General features: G+C 63.4%; 14 protein-coding genes and 1 tRNA gene. 7 read left to right on the top strand and 8 right to left on the bottom strand.

The genetic code is table 11. The annotated features are described in order from the left end of the window. Positions 1-6: 6 nt before the first annotated feature. Positions 7-1,560, top strand: coding sequence for a galactarate dehydratase (gene garD / locus PSEMO_RS02690; protein WP_075801618.1), 1,554 nt, complete (start codon positions 7-9; stop codon positions 1,558-1,560). Positions 1,561-1,665: 105 nt separating this feature from the next. After that, positions 1,666-3,249, top strand: a complete 1,584-nt coding sequence (locus tag PSEMO_RS02685) for an aldehyde dehydrogenase (NADP(+)) (protein ID WP_075801617.1) — start codon at positions 1,666-1,668, stop codon at positions 3,247-3,249. A gap of 49 nt (positions 3,250-3,298) precedes the next feature. Here the strand turns inward: PSEMO_RS02685 and PSEMO_RS02680 are convergent, their stop codons facing one another. Beyond that, the gene (locus PSEMO_RS02680; protein WP_075801616.1) at positions 3,299-4,057 is read right to left on the bottom strand and encodes a FadR/GntR family transcriptional regulator; all 759 of its coding nucleotides are present in this window, start codon (positions 4,055-4,057) and stop codon (positions 3,299-3,301) included. A 174-nt stretch (positions 4,058-4,231) separates the two neighbouring features. Between PSEMO_RS02680 and vapB the strand changes: the two genes are divergently transcribed. After that, positions 4,232-4,462, top strand: a complete 231-nt coding sequence (gene vapB, locus PSEMO_RS02675; RefSeq protein WP_075801699.1) for a type II toxin-antitoxin system VapB family antitoxin — start codon at positions 4,232-4,234, stop codon at positions 4,460-4,462. After that, complete coding sequence (locus PSEMO_RS02670) at positions 4,459-4,869, top strand: type II toxin-antitoxin system VapC family toxin (protein WP_075801615.1); 411 nt, start codon at positions 4,459-4,461, stop codon at positions 4,867-4,869. Before vapB ends, PSEMO_RS02670 begins: the two co-directional genes overlap by 4 nt. 267 nt (positions 4,870-5,136) lie before the next feature. On the opposite strand, the gene PSEMO_RS02665 is transcribed toward PSEMO_RS02670, so the two are convergent. The 5 genes from PSEMO_RS02665 to rpsU all read right to left on the bottom strand — a co-directional run bounded on the left by PSEMO_RS02665 (position 5,137) and on the right by rpsU (position 13,544). Further along, positions 5,137-5,213 (bottom strand) — tRNA-Ile (locus PSEMO_RS02665). Positions 5,214-5,226: 13 nt separating this feature from the next. After that, positions 5,227-8,970, bottom strand: a complete 3,744-nt coding sequence (locus PSEMO_RS02660; protein ID WP_075801614.1) for a bifunctional diguanylate cyclase/phosphodiesterase — start codon at positions 8,968-8,970, stop codon at positions 5,227-5,229. A 125-nt stretch (positions 8,971-9,095) separates the two neighbouring features. After that, positions 9,096-10,943, bottom strand: coding sequence for an RNA polymerase sigma factor RpoD (gene rpoD, locus PSEMO_RS02655; RefSeq protein WP_075801613.1), 1,848 nt, complete (start codon positions 10,941-10,943; stop codon positions 9,096-9,098). 67 nt (positions 10,944-11,010) lie between these two features. Then, positions 11,011-13,005: a DNA primase gene (gene dnaG / locus PSEMO_RS02650; RefSeq protein WP_075801612.1), complete on the bottom strand. Its 1,995-nt coding sequence runs from the start codon at positions 13,003-13,005 to the stop codon at positions 11,011-11,013. Positions 13,006-13,328: 323 nt separating this feature from the next. After that, positions 13,329-13,544, bottom strand: a complete 216-nt coding sequence (gene rpsU, locus PSEMO_RS02645; protein WP_002551877.1) for a 30S ribosomal protein S21 — start codon at positions 13,542-13,544, stop codon at positions 13,329-13,331. Positions 13,545-13,746: 202 nt separating this feature from the next. Between rpsU and tsaD the strand changes: the two genes are divergently transcribed. Next, positions 13,747-14,772, top strand: a complete 1,026-nt coding sequence (gene tsaD, locus PSEMO_RS02640) for a tRNA (adenosine(37)-N6)-threonylcarbamoyltransferase complex transferase subunit TsaD (RefSeq protein ID WP_075801611.1) — start codon at positions 13,747-13,749, stop codon at positions 14,770-14,772. Here the strand turns inward: tsaD and plsY are convergent. Continuing rightward, positions 14,769-15,338: a glycerol-3-phosphate 1-O-acyltransferase PlsY gene (plsY, locus tag PSEMO_RS02635; RefSeq protein ID WP_075801610.1), complete on the bottom strand. Its 570-nt coding sequence runs from the start codon at positions 15,336-15,338 to the stop codon at positions 14,769-14,771. The genes tsaD and plsY overlap by 4 nt on opposite strands. Before the next feature lie 75 nt (positions 15,339-15,413). Between plsY and folB the strand changes: the two genes are divergently transcribed. Together folB and folK are read left to right on the top strand one after the other, a co-directional pair. Beyond that, on the top strand, positions 15,414-15,770 hold the full coding sequence (gene folB / locus PSEMO_RS02630; RefSeq protein WP_075801609.1) for a dihydroneopterin aldolase: 357 nt from the start codon (positions 15,414-15,416) through the stop codon (positions 15,768-15,770). Next, entirely contained in the window at positions 15,761-16,276 is a 516-nt protein-coding gene (folK, locus tag PSEMO_RS02625) for a 2-amino-4-hydroxy-6-hydroxymethyldihydropteridine diphosphokinase (RefSeq protein ID WP_075801608.1), read from the top strand. Before folB ends, folK begins: the two co-directional genes overlap by 10 nt. Positions 16,277-16,349: 73 nt before the next feature. On the opposite strand, the gene PSEMO_RS02620 is transcribed toward folK, so the two are convergent. Then, positions 16,350-17,579 carry a multifunctional CCA addition/repair protein gene (locus tag PSEMO_RS02620; RefSeq protein WP_075801607.1) on the bottom strand — a complete coding sequence of 410 codons (1,230 nt, stop codon included), beginning with the start codon at positions 17,577-17,579 and terminating at the stop codon, positions 16,350-16,352. Between the last annotated feature and the right edge of the window lie 42 nt (positions 17,580-17,621).

The following is a 17,621-nucleotide window of genomic DNA, read 5'->3' as shown; positions in this document are numbered from 1 at the left end:
ACCATCATGCAGTTGATCGAAACTTCCGACTCGCCTCGCTATGTACGCCTGCACGACGACGATAACGTCGTGGTGGTGGTCAATGACGGCGGTCTGGGCGAGGGTGCCCGCTTCGCCGATGGCTTGACCCTGGTCGAAGGCGTACCGCAGAGCCACAAAGTGGCGGTAGTGACCATCGCCAAGGGCGAGCCCGTGCGCCGCTATGGACAGATCATCGGCTATGCCCTGGAAGACCTGGTCCAGGGCAGTTGGGTCAAGGAAACCCAGCTGGCCATGCCGGCCGCGCCGGAGCTGGACAGCCTGCCACGCTGCGATGCGGTGCCGGAGGCCCTGCCGCCGCTGGACGGCTTCACCTTCGAGGGTTATCGCAACGCCGACGGCACCGTCGGTACGCGCAATATCCTCGGCATCACCACCACCGTGCAGTGCGTGACCGGCGTGCTCGACCACGCGGTCAAGCGCATTCGCGACGAACTGCTGCCCAAGTATCCCAACGTCGACGACGTGGTCGCCCTGACCCACAGCTACGGCTGCGGCGTGGCGATCAACGCCCGTGACGCCTATATCCCGATCCGCACCGTGCGCAACCTGGCGCGCAACCCCAACCTCGGCGGTGAAGCACTGGTGATCAGCCTGGGCTGCGAGAAGCTTCAGGCCGGTCAGGTGATGCACGACAACGACCCGTCGGTGGACCTCAGCGAGCCCTGGCTGTACCGCCTGCAGGACGCCAGCCTCGGCTTCGTGGAAATGATCGAGCAGATCATGGCCCTGGCCGAAGCGCGCCTGATCAAGCTGAACCAGCGCCAGCGCGAAACCGTGCCGGCCAGCGAGCTGATCCTCGGCATGCAGTGCGGCGGTAGCGATGCCTTCTCCGGCATCACCGCCAACCCGGCCCTGGGCTATGCCGCCGACCTGCTGGTGCGGGCTGGTGCCACCGTGCTGTTCTCGGAAGTCACCGAGGTGCGCGATGCCATCTACATGCTCACTTCCCGCGCCGAAACCCCGGAAGTCGCCGACGCGCTGGTGCGCGAGATGGACTGGTACGACCGCTACCTGCAAAGCGGCGAAGCCGACCGCAGTGCCAACACCACGCCGGGCAACAAGAAGGGCGGGCTGTCGAACATCGTCGAGAAGTCCCTCGGTTCCATCGTCAAGTCCGGCAGCGGCGCCATCCAGGGCGTGGTCGGGCCGGGCGAGCGGGTCAACCGCAAGGGCCTGATCTTCTGCGCCACCCCGGCCAGCGACTTCGTCTGCGGCACCCTGCAACTGGCGGCCGGGATGAACCTGCACGTGTTCACCACCGGTCGCGGCACGCCGTATGGCCTGGCCATGGCCCCGGTGGTCAAGGTCTGCACCCGTACCGAACTGGCCCAGCGCTGGCCCGACCTGATCGATATCGACGCCGGGCGCATCGCTACCGGCCGTTCGAGCATCGAAGAGCTGGGCTGGGAGCTGTTCCACTACTACCTGGATGTCGCCAGCGGCCGCAAGCAGACCTGGGCCGAGCAGCACAAGCTGCACAACGACATCACCCTGTTCAACCCAGCCCCGATCACCTGACTCAAGAGCACCTCAAGTCCCTGTGGGAGCTGGCTTGCCAGCGATTGCCATGTTCCAGGCAATACAGCTCCCACTGACTCACCCTTTGTCCACAGGAGCCCCGAAATGCCAGAGATCCTCGGCCACAACTTCATCGCCGGCCAGCGCAGCGCAGCCGGCTCGCAACGTCTGCAAAGCCTCGACGCCACCACCGGCGAAGCCCTGCCGTACAGCTTCGCCCAGGCCACCGAAAGCGAAGTGGACCAGGCTGCCCAGGCTGCCGCAGCCGCCTTCGCCGAATTCCGCCAACTGTCCCCGGCCCGTCGTGCCGAATTCCTCGAGGCCATCGCCGCCGAGCTGGATGAACTGGACGACGCCTTCGTCGCCATCGTCTGCCGCGAAACCGCATTGCCGGCTGCCCGTATCCAGGGTGAGCGCGGTCGTACCAGCGGGCAGATGCGCCTGTTCGCCCAGGTCCTGCGTCGTGGTGACTTCCTCGGTGCGCGCATCGACCTGGCCCTGCCAGAGCGTCAACCGCTGCCGCGCGTGGACATCCGCCAAATGCGCATCGGCGTCGGTCCGGTCGCAGTATTCGGCGCAAGCAACTTCCCGCTGGCCTTCTCCACCGCCGGTGGCGATACCGCTGCGGCCCTGGCTGCCGGCTGCCCGGTCGTGTTCAAGGCCCACAGCGGCCACATGGCCACCGCCGACCTGGTTGGCTGCGCCATCCAGCGTGCCGCCGAGCGCACCGGTATGCCGAAGGGCGTGTTCAACATGGTCTTCGGTGGCGGCGTCGGCGAGTGGCTGGTCAAGCACCCGGCGATCCAGGCGGTCGGCTTCACCGGCTCGCTGAAAGGTGGCGACGCCCTGTGCCGCATGGCGGCGGAGCGTCCGCAGCCAATCCCGGTGTTCGCCGAGATGTCGAGCATCAACCCGGTGATCATCCTGCCGGGCGCGCTGGCCAAGCGTGGCGAAGCCATTGCCCGTGAACTGGCGGGTTCGGTGGTCATGGGCTGCGGTCAGTTCTGCACCAACCCGGGCCTGGTGATCGGCCTGCAATCGCCTGAATTCAGCAAACTGCTCAGCGAACTGGGCGGGCACCTGGACCAACAGGCCGGGCAGACCATGCTCAATGCCGGCGGCCTGCGCAGCTATGTCGGCGGCCTGGAGCATCTGCAGGCGCATGCGGGCATCAAGCATCTCGCCGGCCAGCCGCAGGAAGGCAGCCAGGCGCGTGCCCAGCTGTTCAAGGCCGACGCCAGCCTGCTGGTGGAATCCGATCCGCTGCTGCAGGAAGAAGTCTTCGGTCCGACCACCGTTGCTGTTGAAGTGGCCGGCAACGAGCAACTGCGCAGCGCGCTGCTGGGCCTGCGCGGCCAACTGACCGCCACCCTGATCGGCGAGGCGGAAGATTTCGAAGCCTACGCCTGGCTGGTGCCGCTGCTGGAAGAGAAGGTCGGTCGCATCCTGATCAACGGCTACCCGACCGGCGTGGAAGTCTGCGACGCCATGGTTCACGGCGGTCCGTACCCGGCGACCTCCGATGCCCGTGGTACTTCAGTGGGCACCTTGGCCATCGACCGCTTCCTGCGTCCGGTGTGCTACCAGAACTACCCGCAGTCACTGCTGCCGGAAGCCCTGCGTGATGGCAACCCGCTGGGGCTGCGTCGCCTGGTCAATGGCCAGTGGAATGACGGCGTGATCGCCTGATCATCCCGCTGAAATGAAAAGGCCCCGCGATTGCGGGGCCTTTTCATTTTCAGGCGCTCTGGTTCTGTTGCTGTTCGGCGTCTTCATGGGCCTGGCGCAGCCGCTCGCGGCTATTGCTCAGGTGCATGCGCATGGCCATTTTCGCGCCTTCGCTGTCGCGGCGGGCGATGGCCTCGTAGATCGCCTCATGCTCGTGGCTCAGCCGACTCATGTAGTGAGGCTGGTCATCATGGGCCAGGCGCGCCGAGTTCAGCCGCGTGCGCGGGATGATGCTGGTGCCCAGGTGATTGATGATGTCGGCGAAGTAGTGATTGCCGCTGGCCTGGGCGATCTGCAGATGGAACTGGAAATCCGCGGACACGGCATCGGAGGCATGGGACACGCCTTCATTCAGCTCGTCCAGGGCCGCGCGCATGCCGGTGAGGGCCTCGTCACTGCGCCGTTGCGCGGCCAGGCCGGCCGACTCCACTTCCAGGGCGATACGCAACTCCAGCACGGACAACACCTCGCGCAGGGTCACGATGGTGGCCGGGTCGATGCGGAAGCTGCCGCCGGCGGGCTGGTCGAGCACGAACGTGCCGATGCCGTGGCGGGTTTCCACCTGGCCGGAGGCCTGCAAGCGGGAGATGGCTTCTCGTACCACCGTCCGGCTCACGCCTTCCTCGGCCATGATCTGCGACTCGGTGGGAAGCTTGTCGCCGCGCTTCAATTGCCCGCTGCGAATCCGCTCGGTCAGCACCGCGACCAGTTCCTGGGCCAGGCTACGCGGCTTGCGCCGGCCTCGCACCTGTACCTGCTGCTCTGTCATGCCTATGTCATTCATGTTGAAAAATAACCGTCATCATAGCTGATGGAGTTGTACGATCACATGGGCGGAGTGGGGAAAAGGGTAAAGAAAAAGGATGGGATGAGGGAGGCTTGAATGCATCAATAGAGAAGCCTATATTTTGCCTATGCTTAACATATGCTGGAGGTGCTACCCATGCGCACGGTCTCTATTTTTAAAAACGGCAAGAACCAGGCCGTTCGATTGCCTGCCGACATGGCTTACGAGGGCGTCGGAGAGCTCGAGATTTCACGCGAAGGTGATGTAATCACACTGCGTCCTGTCCGGCCATCCTGGGGTTCTTTTTCCGAGTTGCCGAAAGCTGACGAGGACTTTCTGCAAGAGCGTGTCTCAGTGGTCGGTGATGAAGGCAGGTTCAACCAGTGACCACCTACATGCTCGACACCTGCATCTGCTCATTCATCATGCGCGAGCATCCGGAAGCGGTGATCAAGCGTCTGGTTGCAGAGGTCATACGGGGAAACCGTATTGTTGTATCCGCCATCACCTATGCAGAAATGCGCTATGGGCAGATCGGCAAGAAGGCCTCGCCCAAGCACAAGATGTTGGTCGACGAATTTATAAAGCGGCTGGATGCGGTGCTGCCGTGGGATCAGCGGGCGGTCGATGCGACCGTTCAAGTGATGGAGACCTTGACTCGCGCAGGGACGCCTATTGGCCCTAATGACACCGCCATTGCGGGGCATGCAATCGCCATCGGCTGCACCCTTGTGACAAACAATGTGCGCGAATTTGGCCGTGTGCATAACCTTGTCTACGAGGATTGGGTTTGAGACCTCGCCATTGGGCTCCCGCAGCGCTTGGGGTCGGTAGTCGCCTTCATACGCAAACTACGCAGGAACACGGTCGAAAAGATGTCTTGATCTTTGTGTTTACCGGCCTTGCCGCTCTTCGTTGCTTTCAGTTTGCTCATTTCTAGATCACATCTGAATTGAGCAGGTCATGCACCCGACACTACTGCATCTGATTGGTCGGTAGGATTGGTCTGGCTTTTCTTATACGCATAAAAAAGCCGCGCATTCGCGCGGCTTCGTCGTATCTGGTGGGCCCACACGGACTCGAACCGTGGACCAAAGGATTATGAGTCCTCTGCTCTAACCAACTGAGCTATAGGCCCCAGTGGTCGCGGATTATATCGAGGGATTCCAGGCAGTGCCATCCGAAAGATCGGAAAGTACTATGCGCAGGAACGACTCGGCGAAGGCGTTGGCCGGCAACGGCAGGCTGACGATGTAGCCCTGGATCTGTTCGCAGCCCTCCCGGGTGAGGAATTGCTGCTGCGCCTGGGTTTCCACGCCCTCGGCAATCACCGTGAGCTGCAGGCTGCGGCCGAGGGCGATGATGGCGCGGGCGATGGCGGCGTCGTTGGGGTCGTCAGGCAGGCCGCGGATGAAGGATTGGTCGATCTTGAGGATGTCCAGCGGCAGGCGCTTGAGGTAACTCAGGGACGAGTAGCCGGTGCCGAAGTCGTCAATCGCCAGTTGCACACCCAGACGCTTGAGCTGATGCAGGATGGCCAGGCCTTCCTCGGCCTGGCTCATGATGAAGTTCTCGGTAATTTCCAGTTGCAACTCACCTGCCTTGAGCTGGTAGCTCTTGAGCAGTTGTTCGATGCGCCGTACCAGTCCCGGCTGGCGCAACTGGGCGCCGGCGAGGTTGACCGAGAGCGGGCCGAAGGCCTGGTACTGGCGCTTCCAGGCCTGCATCTGCCGACAGGCGTGCTCCAGCACCCAGTCACCGAGTTGCAGGATCATGCCGTTCTCTTCCGCCAGCGGAATGAAGCGCTCGGGCGGGACGTCGCCAAAGGTCGGGTTGGTCCAGCGGATCAGCGCTTCGGCGCCGACCAGACGCTGGGTCTTGAGGCTCAGCTTGGGCTGGAAGTACAGGCTCAGTTCGTTGCGCTCGATGGCCCGGCGCAGTTCGTGTTCGAGGGCGATGCGTTCGCTGGCCTGGGCCGTGAGGTCGCGGGTGTAGGCCTCGACCCGATTACGGCCCTTGGCCTTGGAGCGGTACATGGCCGCGTCGGCGTTGCGGATCAGCGAGGCGACGTCGGTGCCGTCCTGCGGATAGAGGCTAATACCGATGCTGGCGCTGGAAAAGAACTCGTGGTCGCCCGCCTGGAACGGTGCGTTGAAGCAGGCCAGCACCTTTTGCGCGATATGCTCGGCGTCGCTGGCCTGGTGCAGGCCGGGCAGGAGGATGATGAATTCGTCGCCACCCAGGCGGGCCACGGTGTCTATATCGCGGACCTGTTCCTTCAGGCGGTGGGCGATGGCCTTGAGCAGCAGGTCGCCGACCGGATGGCCGAGACTGTCGTTGATGTGCTTGAAGCGGTCCAGGTCGAGGAACAGCACCGCACCCTGGCGGCTCGATGCCTGTGGGCAACTCAGCGCGGCCAGCAGGCGGTTTTCGAACAGGGTGCGATTGGGCAGGCCGGTGAGCGGGTCATGGTGGGCCTGATAGTCGAGCTTGGCCTGGGCGTGCTTGAGGCTGGAGATATCGGCGAACACCGCGACGAAATGGGTGGTGCCCAGCTCGGGATTGCGCACGGCGCTGATGGTCAGCCAGGCAGGGTAGAGCTCCCCGTTCTTGCGCCGGTTGAGAATCTCTCCTTGCCAATGGCCATCTGCGCTGAGCTGGTGCCACATGGCCGCATAGAACGCGCTGTCATGCTGGCCGGAGGCGAGCAGGCGCGGTGTGCGACCGAGGGTTTCACCTTCGCTGTAGCCGGTGATTTCGCTGAAGGCGCGGTTGACCGCGCTGATGCGCTGGTCGGTATCGGTGATCAGCACGCCTTCGGCGGTGTTTTCAAAGACTGTCGCGGCCAGTTGCAGCTTTTCCTGCATCTGGTGGCGGTCGGTGATGTCGCGGGCGATGGTCAGCATGCAATCGGTGCCGCCGATAGGCAGGGGGCGGGACGACAGTTCGCAGAGCCGGACCTCGCCATCGGAACGGCGCAGGTTGCAGCTGTAGTCACGCACGAAACCGTCCTTTTTCAGCAGCTCGAGCATTTCCCGGCGTTCGTTGAGGTCGACCCAGATGCCCAGGTCGATAGCCGTGCGGTCGAGGGATGTCTGCATGTCGAACCCGGTCAGGCGGCAGAAGCCTTCATTCACCTCCAGCAGCATGCCGTCGCTCTGCCGCGACAGCAACATGCCGTCTGGAGAGGCGTGGAAGGCCTTGGCGAATTTCTCTTCGGAAATCTGCAACTGTTCCTGGGTTTCCTTGAGCTGGCTGATATCGCGTACCGCCACCACCAGCGCCGGCGTGCTCTCCAGGTCGAAGGATTCCGCCGAGATCAGTCCGGTGAACAACTGGCCATTGCTGCGCCGGAAGGTCATTTCCAGATTGCGCACGCTACCCCGTTGCAGGCGCTGCAGCAGGCTCGGGCCGATGCCCTCGACGCCCCAGATATTCAGTTCGGTAGCGGTGCGGCCGACGACCTGGGCAGGGGTGAGGCCGATCTGCTCCTCGAAGGTTTCGTTGATTTCCAGCAGGCAGCCGTCGCTGAGGCGGGCGATCACCAGGATGTCCGGGCATTGATGGAACACCGAGGCGAACTTCTGTTCCGACAGGCGCAGGGCCTGCTCGGTGTGCTTGGCTTCGCTGATATCGATCATCAGGCCGCGCATCACCGGTTTGTGGCCATGTTCGATAAGACTGACGATGTCGCGGATCCACAGGGTCCGGCCGTCTGCACGGATCACCCGGTAATCCAGGCTGTGATCGCGGCCGGCGGCGCTTTCTGCGTCGCAGTAGGCCTGGGCCCACAGCGCGTCCTCGGGGTGCAGGATCGAGCGCCAGAAGCCGGGGGTGAGCCAGTCGCTCAGCGGATAGCCGAGCAGGTCCTCGGCGTGGGGCGAGACGTAGTTGTAGGTGAAGTCGTTGGCATCGGCTTCCCAGGCAATCGCCGACAGGCTCTCGACCAGCCCGCGATAGTGGTACTCGCTGCTGCGCAGTTCCTGCTCGAGGGCGATGCGTCGGGAAATTTCCGAGCTGAGGCGGCGATTGACGCGAATCACCGCCGCCAGGATCGCGACCAGGAACAGCACTCCCGGCAGACCGTAGAGCAGCAGGTCACGCCACAGCGGACGTTGCTCGAGCACTTTGCCGACCCAGCGCTCCTGGATGCCGGCAACTTCTTCGGGCGTCATGTCTGCCAGCACCTTGTCGAGGATGCCGACCAGGATCTTGTTCTCCCGCGGCGTGCCCATGGCCAGTTGATAGCGATAAGGCGTTTCGCCGCTGACGTAGAGGCCTTCCAGCTTGAGTTCGCGCAGGGCCCAGACGCTGGAGGCAAGGTCGCCGACCACCGCATCGACCTCATCGGTGGCCAGCGCTTGCAAGGCTGAACTGACATTGGGCATGGCCACCAGATTGAGATCCGGGTAGTGGGCGCGCAGCAGTTCATGGGGTGCGTAGTTTTCCACCACGGCGATCTTCAGGCCGTACAGGTCCTTGAGTGCGTTGGGGTGCGGCCCGCCTTCGTGGGCAAGGATGACGATGGGGAAATCCAGGTAGGGGCGGGTGAACGACAGGTAATCCTGGCGTTCGGGCGTCGACATGATCCCGGGCATCAGGTCGATCTGTCCGTTGCGGGACTGTTCGAGGACCTGAGTCCAGTTCGCCGGCGCGCCCAGGGTGAAGTTGATCCCCAGGCGCTCGCGGATCACGGCGATGTAGTCGGCGGCCAGTCCCTGGTAGCGGCCTTCCTGGTCCCGGTATTCGAAGGGTAGCCACGAAGCGTCAATGCCGAGGCGCAGGCTGGGATGGGCATCGAGCCAGGCCTGCTCTTCATCGGTCAGGGTCAAGGCGCCGGCCGCAGTGCTCCAGAGGGCCAGGAGCGACAGCAGAAGGGCCGGCAATCTCGGCATAGCGGCCTCGTCGAACGAATGGATAGATTCGAGTGTAGACGGGCATTTTGCCTTCAGTACGCGGACGACGGACCGCTGTTCGTCGCCCAAAAGAAAAACCCCGGCGGTGGCCGGGGTTCGTCTTGTTACTCGTCGAGGAAGGAGCGCAGATGCTCGCTTCGCGTCGGGTGACGCAGCTTGCGCAGCGCCTTGGCTTCGATCTGACGGATCCGCTCGCGGGTCACGTCGAACTGCTTGCCGACTTCTTCGAGGGTGTGATCGGTGTTCATGTCGATACCGAAACGCATGCGCAGCACCTTGGCTTCGCGTGCGGTCAGGCCCGAGAGCACGTCACGGGTGGCTTCCTTGAGGCTTTCGACAGTGGCCACATCGATTGGCGACTGCATGGTCGAGTCCTCGATGAAGTCGCCCAGATGCGAGTCTTCATCGTCACCGATCGGGGTTTCCATGGAGATCGGTTCTTTGGCGATCTTCAGTACCTTGCGGATCTTGTCCTCAGGCATTTCCATGCGCTCACCCAGCTCTTCCGGGGTCGGTTCGCGACCCATTTCCTGGAGCATCTGCCGGGAAATACGGTTGAGCTTGTTGATCGTCTCGATCATGTGCACCGGGATACGGATGGTGCGTGCCTGGTCGGCGATCGAACGGGTGATCGCCTGGCGAATCCACCAGGTGGCGTAGGTCGAGAACTTGTAGCCGCGACGGTATTCGAACTTGTCCACCGCCTTCATCAGGCCGATGTTGCCTTCCTGGATCAGGTCGAGGAATTGCAGGCCGCGGTTGGTGTACTTCTTGGCGATCGAGATCACCAGACGCAGGTTGGCCTCGACCATTTCCTTCTTGGCACGACGAGCCTTGGCTTCACCGATCGACATGCGACGGTTGATGTCCTTGATCTCGGCGATGGTCAGGCCGGTCTCGGCCTCGAGGTCGACCAGCTTCTGCTGGCAACGCACGATGTCGGCGTCCAGGCGGCCCAGGGCTTCGGCCCATTTGGTGCTGCGCTTGGAGAGGTCGCCGCTCCAGGTCATGTCGACTTCGTTGCTCGGGAACAGACGCAGGAAGTCGGCACGCGGCATGCGGGCGTCACGGACGCACAGCTGCATGATCGCGCGTTCCTGGGCACGCAGGCGGTCCAGGGCACCACGAACGCGCTCGACCAGCACTTCGAATTGCTTCGGTACCAGCTTGATCGGCATGAACAGCTCGGCCAGGGCCAGCAGCTCGGCAACGCCTTGCTTGCTGCCGCGACCATGCTTCTTGAGGATCTTGACGGTGGCTTCCAGCTGCTCGGCAACGGCGCCGAAACGCTGGCGGGCGACTTCAGGATCGGGACCGCTCTCGGTCTCTTCCTCTTCGTCGCTGTTCTCGTCCTTTTCCTCGTCCTCGTCGTCGCTCTCTTCGGCCGCAGCGGCCTTGTCGACGGGAGGTGGCATCTCGGACGGCGCCGCGATGCTGTCGTCAGGATCGATATAGCCGCTGAGGACGTCCGACAGACGGCCGCCTTCCGCGGTGACGCGATCGTATTCGCCGAGGATGTATTCGACGGTGCCGGGGAAGTGGGCGATAGCGCTCATCACTTCACGGATACCTTCCTCGATCCGCTTGGCGATTTCGATTTCGCCTTCACGGGTCAGGAGTTCGACGGTACCCATTTCGCGCATGTACATGCGCACCGGGTCGGTGGTGCGACCGATGTCGGTTTCCACAGCCGCCAGCGCAGCAGCGGCTTCTTCGGCCGCGGCTTCGTCGGTGTCGGCTTCGGCCAACAAAAGGGCATCCGCATCCGGAGCACTCTCGAATACGTTGATCCCCATGTCGTTGATCATGCGGATGATGTCTTCCACCTGTTCCGGATCTGAAATATCCTCCGGCAGGTGGTCGTTGACCTCCGCGTAAGTCAGGTAGCCCTGCTCACGACCGCGGGTGATCAACTCTTTGATGCGAGACTGCTGTTGCGCTTTTCCGGACATAACACCCTATCCACTGAAGGTCTTGGCGGGCAAAAAACAAGCCGAGGATTATACCCGAGCATGGACCTCACGCGCCAGTTGAGGTCGGGGTTTGTGCGGGAACATTGCGACTCAGGAGGTCGCGCAGCTGATTTTTTTCCTCTGCGCTCAATTCGCTTTGACGTGCTTTCCGGAGCAGATGTTCCAGGCTGCGCTCGCGTTGGCGAGCGGACAAGCTAGTTATAGTGTCGAAAAACTGTTGTTCAAGGTTGTCGGCATCGATCAACCATTCCTTTTCCGCCAGTGCCCGCAGCAGGCGCCCTTGTTCGGTGCCGTGCCAGCGCGCGATCAGCTGTAGTGAGCGTAGCTCAGGATTCTTTTGCAGCGCTTCCAGCAGTGCCACCAGCAACTGCGCGTAGACGTGTTCTTCGTCGGCAATGTGGCTGGCGTCCTCGACCTTGCGCGCCAGCGCCGGGTGGTGGAGCAGGGTGCGCAGGGCGCTGAGCGTCGGCGGCTCGACCGAGGTCGGCGTGCGCGGCGGATGATTCTGTTGCTGGCCGTTGCGGTCCCAGGGCTTGCCCTTCCCGCCCTTCTTGTCCCACGGCTTGCCGTCCCATTTCTTCTTCTGCCCGCCGCCCTGGTTGGGTGTCCACTGTTGTTGTGGCTGCGCCTGGAAATGCTCGGCGTGGTGGAAGTCGCTGTAGTCCGGGCTGTAGTCGGGGATAGCATCGTAGTCGATGCCCGGGTCATAGGCCGGCGGCGGGGTTTCCCGCGGCGCGCTCTGCGCAAGCTGCTCGACCTGCTGGTTGTCCAGGCCGGTGATTTCCTTCAGACGATTGCGCATCAGCGCACGCAAATTGGCGCCCGGTACCTTGTCGATCAGCGGCGCGGCAAGGGTGGCCATATGGGCCTTGCCCTCGAGCGAGCGCGGGTCGGCTTCCTCGGTCAGCTGCTGGAAGAAATAATCGGCCAGCGGCTGCGCATGCTGGTTGATCCGGGCGCGGAAGGCGTCGGTGCCTTCGGCGCGGACCAGGGTGTCCGGGTCTTCACCTTCGGGCAGGAACAGGAAGCGCGCCTTGCGCCCGTCCTGCAGGCTCGACAGCGTGGCTTCCAACGCGCGCCAGGCGGCGTTGCGGCCGGCCTGGTCGCCGTCGAAGCAGAACAGCACGCTGGGCACTACGCGGAACAGGCGCTTGAGGTGCTCCTCGCTGGTCGCCGTGCCCAGGGTCGCCACCGCGTTGCGCAGGCCTTGCTGGGCCAGGGCGATGACGTCCATGTAGCCTTCGACGACGATGATTTCGTCGAGGTTGCGGTTGAACTTGCGCGCCTCGTACAGCCCGTACAGCTCCTGGCCCTTGTGGAACACCGGGGTTTCCGGGGAGTTGAGGTACTTGGGCTTGTCGTCGCCCAGTACCCGCCCACCAAAGGCGATGACCCGGCCGCGGCTGTCGCGGATCGGGAACATCACCCGGTCGCGGAAGCGGTCGTAGCGTTTGCCGCTCTCGGCGTTCTCGATCAGCAGGCCGGCGTCGATCATGGCTTTCTGCTGCAGGTTGTCGCTGCTCAGGTGCTTGAACAGGTTGTCCCAGCCCGGCGGGGCGAAGCCGAGGCCGAAGTCGCGGGCGATCTCGCCGGACAGGCCGCGGCCCTTGAGATATTCCACCGCAGCCTTGCGGGTCGGGTGGCTCTTCAGGGCCTGGCGATAGAACTCGGCAGCGGCGGTGAGCAGCGGGTAGAGCGGTGAATCCACCGGCTGGCGTGGCTTGTGTCCGCGCCCGCTTTCTTCCCGGGGGATTTCCATGCCGGCGGCTTTCGCCAGTTCCTCGACCGCCTGGGGAAAGTCCAGGTTGTCGTGGTCCATGATGAAGCCGAGGGCGTTGCCGCCAGCGCCGCAACCGAAGCAGTAGTAGAACTGCTTGTCCGGGCTGACGCTGAACGACGGGGTCTTTTCCTTGTGGAACGGGCAGCAGGCGGTGAGGTTCTTGCCGGCCTTTTTCAGTTGCACGCGCGAACTCACCACGTCGACGATGTCGGTGCGGTTGAGAAGGTCGTCAATGAAACTCTGGGGAATCAGCCCGGCCATGGCTCTCTCGTCATCAGGCGATAATCAAGTCTATCGCTAATGCTGCGGGAACGACGGTGCATTCGAAACCAGGTCGAATGGCAGACGCAAGAAAACGGAAAAGAAGATGTGCTCGTCGATAACCCGTGAGGGCCCGTCAGTGTGACGTGCACGGCTGGCGATAAAGCCAGTTCTGACGATTGGGGCAGGCTGCCCGGGCTGGGAACCAGTCTGGGCGTCTCCGGCGATACGACAGGTGTCGTGGCTGGAGTGAACAGCTCAATCAACTGCCGGCAGCCCGGCTTTGGGCCGGGCGAGGCAGAAGCTTGCGACGAACGTCTGTATTAGTACAGACGAACGGCGCGGCGCTGTTCGCGCTGAACTTTCTTGGCGTGACGCTTAACAGCAGCAGCTGCTTTGCGCTTACGCTCGGAAGTCGGCTTCTCGTAAAATTCGCGGCTACGAACTTCAGCCAGTACACCGGCTTTTTCGCAGGAGCGCTTGAAACGACGCAGAGCTACGTCGAAGGGTTCGTTCTCTTTAACTTTGACGGCTGGCATCCAGAGCTACCTTCATTCATTACCGGGGTCAACGAACTCGTGGCAGAAAATGTGCACTGGAGTACGTCGGTTTTTAAGGGTTGCGGATGTTAACCCTTACCCAGCCGGAATGCAAAGCCTCTGATCGAAAACCGCTGGTCGGCATGGGGAGCGAGGACTATCATGCGCGCCTTCGAATTCAGCCTCAACAAGGCAAGAACCCATGCTAGTACTGGGATTGGAAACATCCTGCGATGAAACCGGCGTCGCCCTCTACGACAGCGAGCGCGGCCTGCTGGCCGACGCGCTGTTCAGCCAGATCGACCTGCACCGCGTCTACGGCGGCGTGGTGCCGGAGCTCGCCTCCCGCGATCACGTCAAGCGCATGCTGCCGCTGATCCGCCAGGTCCTGACCGAGGCCGACTGCGTCGCCACCGATATCGATGCCATCGCCTACACCGCCGGTCCCGGCCTGGTCGGGGCGCTGCTGGTCGGGGCGTCCTGCGCCCAGGCCCTGGCCTTTGCCTGGGGCATCCCGGCGCTGGGCGTGCATCATATGGAAGGTCACCTGCTGGCGCCAATGCTCGAGGAGCAGCCACCGGAGTTTCCGTTCGTCGCCTTGCTGGTTTCCGGTGGTCACACGCAACTGGTTCGCGTCGATGGCATCGGGCGCTACGAGCTGCTCGGCGAGTCGCTGGACGACGCCGCCGGCGAAGCCTTCGACAAGACCGCCAAGCTGATCGGCCTGAATTACCCCGGCGGTCCGGAAATTGCCCGCCTGGCCACCCAGGGTGTGCCGGGCCGCTTCGTCTTCCCGCGGCCGATGACCGATCGCCCGGGCCTGGATTTCAGCTTCAGCGGCCTGAAAACCTTCGCCCTGAACACCTGGCAGCAGTGCCAAAGGGCTGGGGACGACGGCGAACAGACTCGTTGCGACATCTCGCTGGCCTTCCAGCAGGCAGTCGTGGAGACTCTCACCATCAAGTGCCGCCGTGCCCTCAAGCAGACCGGTCTGAACCGTCTGGTGATCGCCGGTGGCGTGAGTGCGAACAAGGCGTTACGGGTTTCGCTGGAGGAAATGACCGCCGGGCTCAAGGGCAATGTCTTCTACGCCCGTCCGCAATTCTGCACCGACAACGGCGCGATGATCGCCTACGCCGGTTGCCAGCGGCTTGCCGCCGGCCAGCAGGAAACCCTGGCGATCAGCGTGCAGGCACGCTGGCCGATGGAAACCTTGCAGGCGATCTAGAAATGTCGCTCGCGTCCGGCGAACAGATCGCGCAGGTTGCCGCGGTGACGCCAGACGATGAGCAGGGTCAGCAGGGCCATCGGCACCAGGGCTTCCGGCTCGCGCCAGGCCAGCAATGGCAGGGTCAGGGGCGTGGCGATCAGTGCCGCCAGCGAGCTGGTGCGGGTGAGGTAGAAGGTCAGCAGCCAACTGATGACGGCGAGCAGAGCGGCCGGCGGATACAGGCCGAGCAGCACGCCGGCGGCAGTGGCGACGCCCTTGCCGCCGCGGAAGCGGAAGTACAGCGGAAACAGATGGCCGAGTACCGCGCACAGGCCGATCCAGGCCTGTTGTTGCTGGTCCAGACCAGCCAGTTGGGCGAGCAGTACCGGCATCAGGCCCTTGCACAGGTCGCCGAGCAGGGTCAGGATCGCCAGTTTCCGCCCCGCCAGGCGCAGCATATTGGTGGCGCCGGCATTGCCCGAGCCGCTCATGCGCGGGTCGGGGCTGCCGTTCAGGCGGCTGAGGACGATGGCGAAGGACAGAGAGCCGAGCAGGTAGGCGAACATCGCCAGTAACCAAAACATGCTAACTATTCCGGGCAAGGACGCCCCTGATTCTAACGGCGCAAGGCGCCCTTGTCGTGCTGTGGAGAGAAGTGCTTGGACAGAGTGTTCATCGAAGGGCTGGAAGTCGACACCGTGATCGGCGCCTACGACTGGGAGCGTGGCATTCGCCAGTGCCTGCGTCTGGACCTGCGGTTTGCCTGGGACAATCGCCCGGCAGCGGCGGGTGACGACCTGACCCTGGCGCTGGACTATGCCAGCGTATCTGCGCGCATCCAGGCCTTTGCCGAGCAGGCGCAGTTCCAGTTGGTGGAAACCTTCGCCGAACGCCTGGCGCAGGTGCTGATGGAGGAATTCAATATTCCCTGGCTGAGCCTGAAGCTGACCAAGCCTGGCGCGGTGCCTGCGGCTACCGGTGGCGTCGGCGTGGAGATCGAGCGCGGATGCCTCTGACACGGGTTTACCTGGGCCTTGGCAGCAATGTCGAGCGTGAGCGGCACCTGACTGCCGGCCTCGATGCGCTGGCCGGCTTCCTCCAGCAGATGGAGTGCTCGCCGGTCTTCGAGAGCCAGGCGGTGGGGATCAAGAGCGGTCCGTTCTTCAATCTGGTGGTTACCGGCCTGACCGACCTGCCGCTGATCGAACTGGATCGCCGACTGAAGTTCATCGAGGCCGACAACGGCCGCTATGCCCCGGAGCGCAAGGGGTTGCCGCTGGATATCGACGTGCTGATGTACGGCGACCTGCATGGCAACTTCGACGGGCTGGTCCTGCCTCGCGCCGAAATCCTCAAGAATGCCTTCGTGCTCTGGCCGCTGTCGTTGATCGCGCCGCAGTTGCTGCATCCTGGTGTGGGCAAGCGCATGGCGCAGCTGTGGGATGAGGCGCAGATCGATCAGGTTCTGGCTGCAGTGCCTTTTCTCTGGCATGAGCGGCAACTGACAAATTCCAATACCTGAGGCCTCATCGCAGGCGCCGCGGACCCTGTGGGAGCTGGCTTGCCAGCGATGAGGCCGTCAAGGCCAGCACAAGTCAGCCTGCAGCGCTTTCCTTGTAGGCCTTCAGCGCATTCAGGCGAGCCTTTTTCAGCGCCTCGCCCAATGCCTGTCCGGTGTAGCCCTGTTCAACCAGCGGCTGCACCGCCACCTTCCTCGCCGCCTCCGCCGCGCCGCGCAGGTAATCCGCCTGCGGATACTGGCGATCTTCCAGCCCCAGCCGCCCCCGGGCATCCATCTCGCAGGCCACGATGAATTCCTCGAAGCGCTGCGGCCGTCGGTACACGTCGAAGCGTTGCAGCAGCTCCAGCAGGGTCGAGGGCTTCAATTCCAGCGCCCGGTGTCCATGGGTGTGGTATTCGCCCACCAGCAACGCCAGCTCCTGGCATTCACGCGGGACCTTGAAGCGTTTGTTGACCTTGTCGATCAGCTTCAGCCCGCGATGCTCATGGGCGATGTGCCGTGGCCACTCGGCTTCAGGTGTGGTGCCCTTGCCCAGGTCATGCAGCAGGCAGGCCCAGCGCACCGTCAGCGGCTGCGCATGCTTCGCCGACTGTTCCAGGACGGCCAGCGTATGGGCGCCGGTATCGATTTCCGGATGATGGGCCGGTGGCTGCGGAACCCCGAACAGGGCGCCCACTTCCGGCATCAGCTGTTGCAGCGCGCCACAATCGCGCAGGACCTGGATGAACACCTGCGGGTGATCTTCCATCAGCGCCCGGGAAATTTCCTTCCAGCTACGCTCCGGCGTCAGGGCCTGAAGTTCGCCTGAATCGCTGAGCTGGCGCATCAGTTCGAGGGTTTCAGGGGCGACGCTGAAGCCCAACCCGGCAAAGCGCGCGGCAAAGCGGGCGACCCGCAGCACGCGCAGGGGATCTTCGGCGAATGCCGGGGAAACGTGGCGCAACAGGCGGTTATCCAGGTCCTGTTTGCCATGATAAGGATCGGTCAGATTGCCATGATCGTCCTCGGCCATGGCATTGATGGTCAGGTCCCGGCGGATCAGGTCCTCTTCGAGGGTGACCTCGGGGCTGGCGTGGAAGGTGAAGCCGCCGTAGCCGACGCCGCTTTTGCGTTCGGTGCGGGCCAGGGCGTACTCCTCGCCGCTGTCCGGGTGCAGGAATACCGGGAAATCCGTGCCTACCGGGCGATACCCCAGGGCCAGCATCTGTTCGGCACTGGCGCCGACCACCACCCAGTCGTGGTCGGTGACCGGCCGGCCGAGCAGGCGGTCGCGCACGGCGCCGCCGACTTTGTAGATCTGCATTAAAAACCTCCGTAGATGCCCCACAGGATAACCCGTGTGACA

It is taken from the genome of Pseudomonas putida (genome assembly GCF_001941965.1).
In the GTDB taxonomy this organism is placed as follows: Bacteria; Pseudomonadota; Gammaproteobacteria; order Pseudomonadales; family Pseudomonadaceae; genus Aquipseudomonas; species Aquipseudomonas putida_L.
Note: the sequence above shows the minus strand (reverse complement) of the source record. Positions and strands in the feature narration are given on the sequence as shown.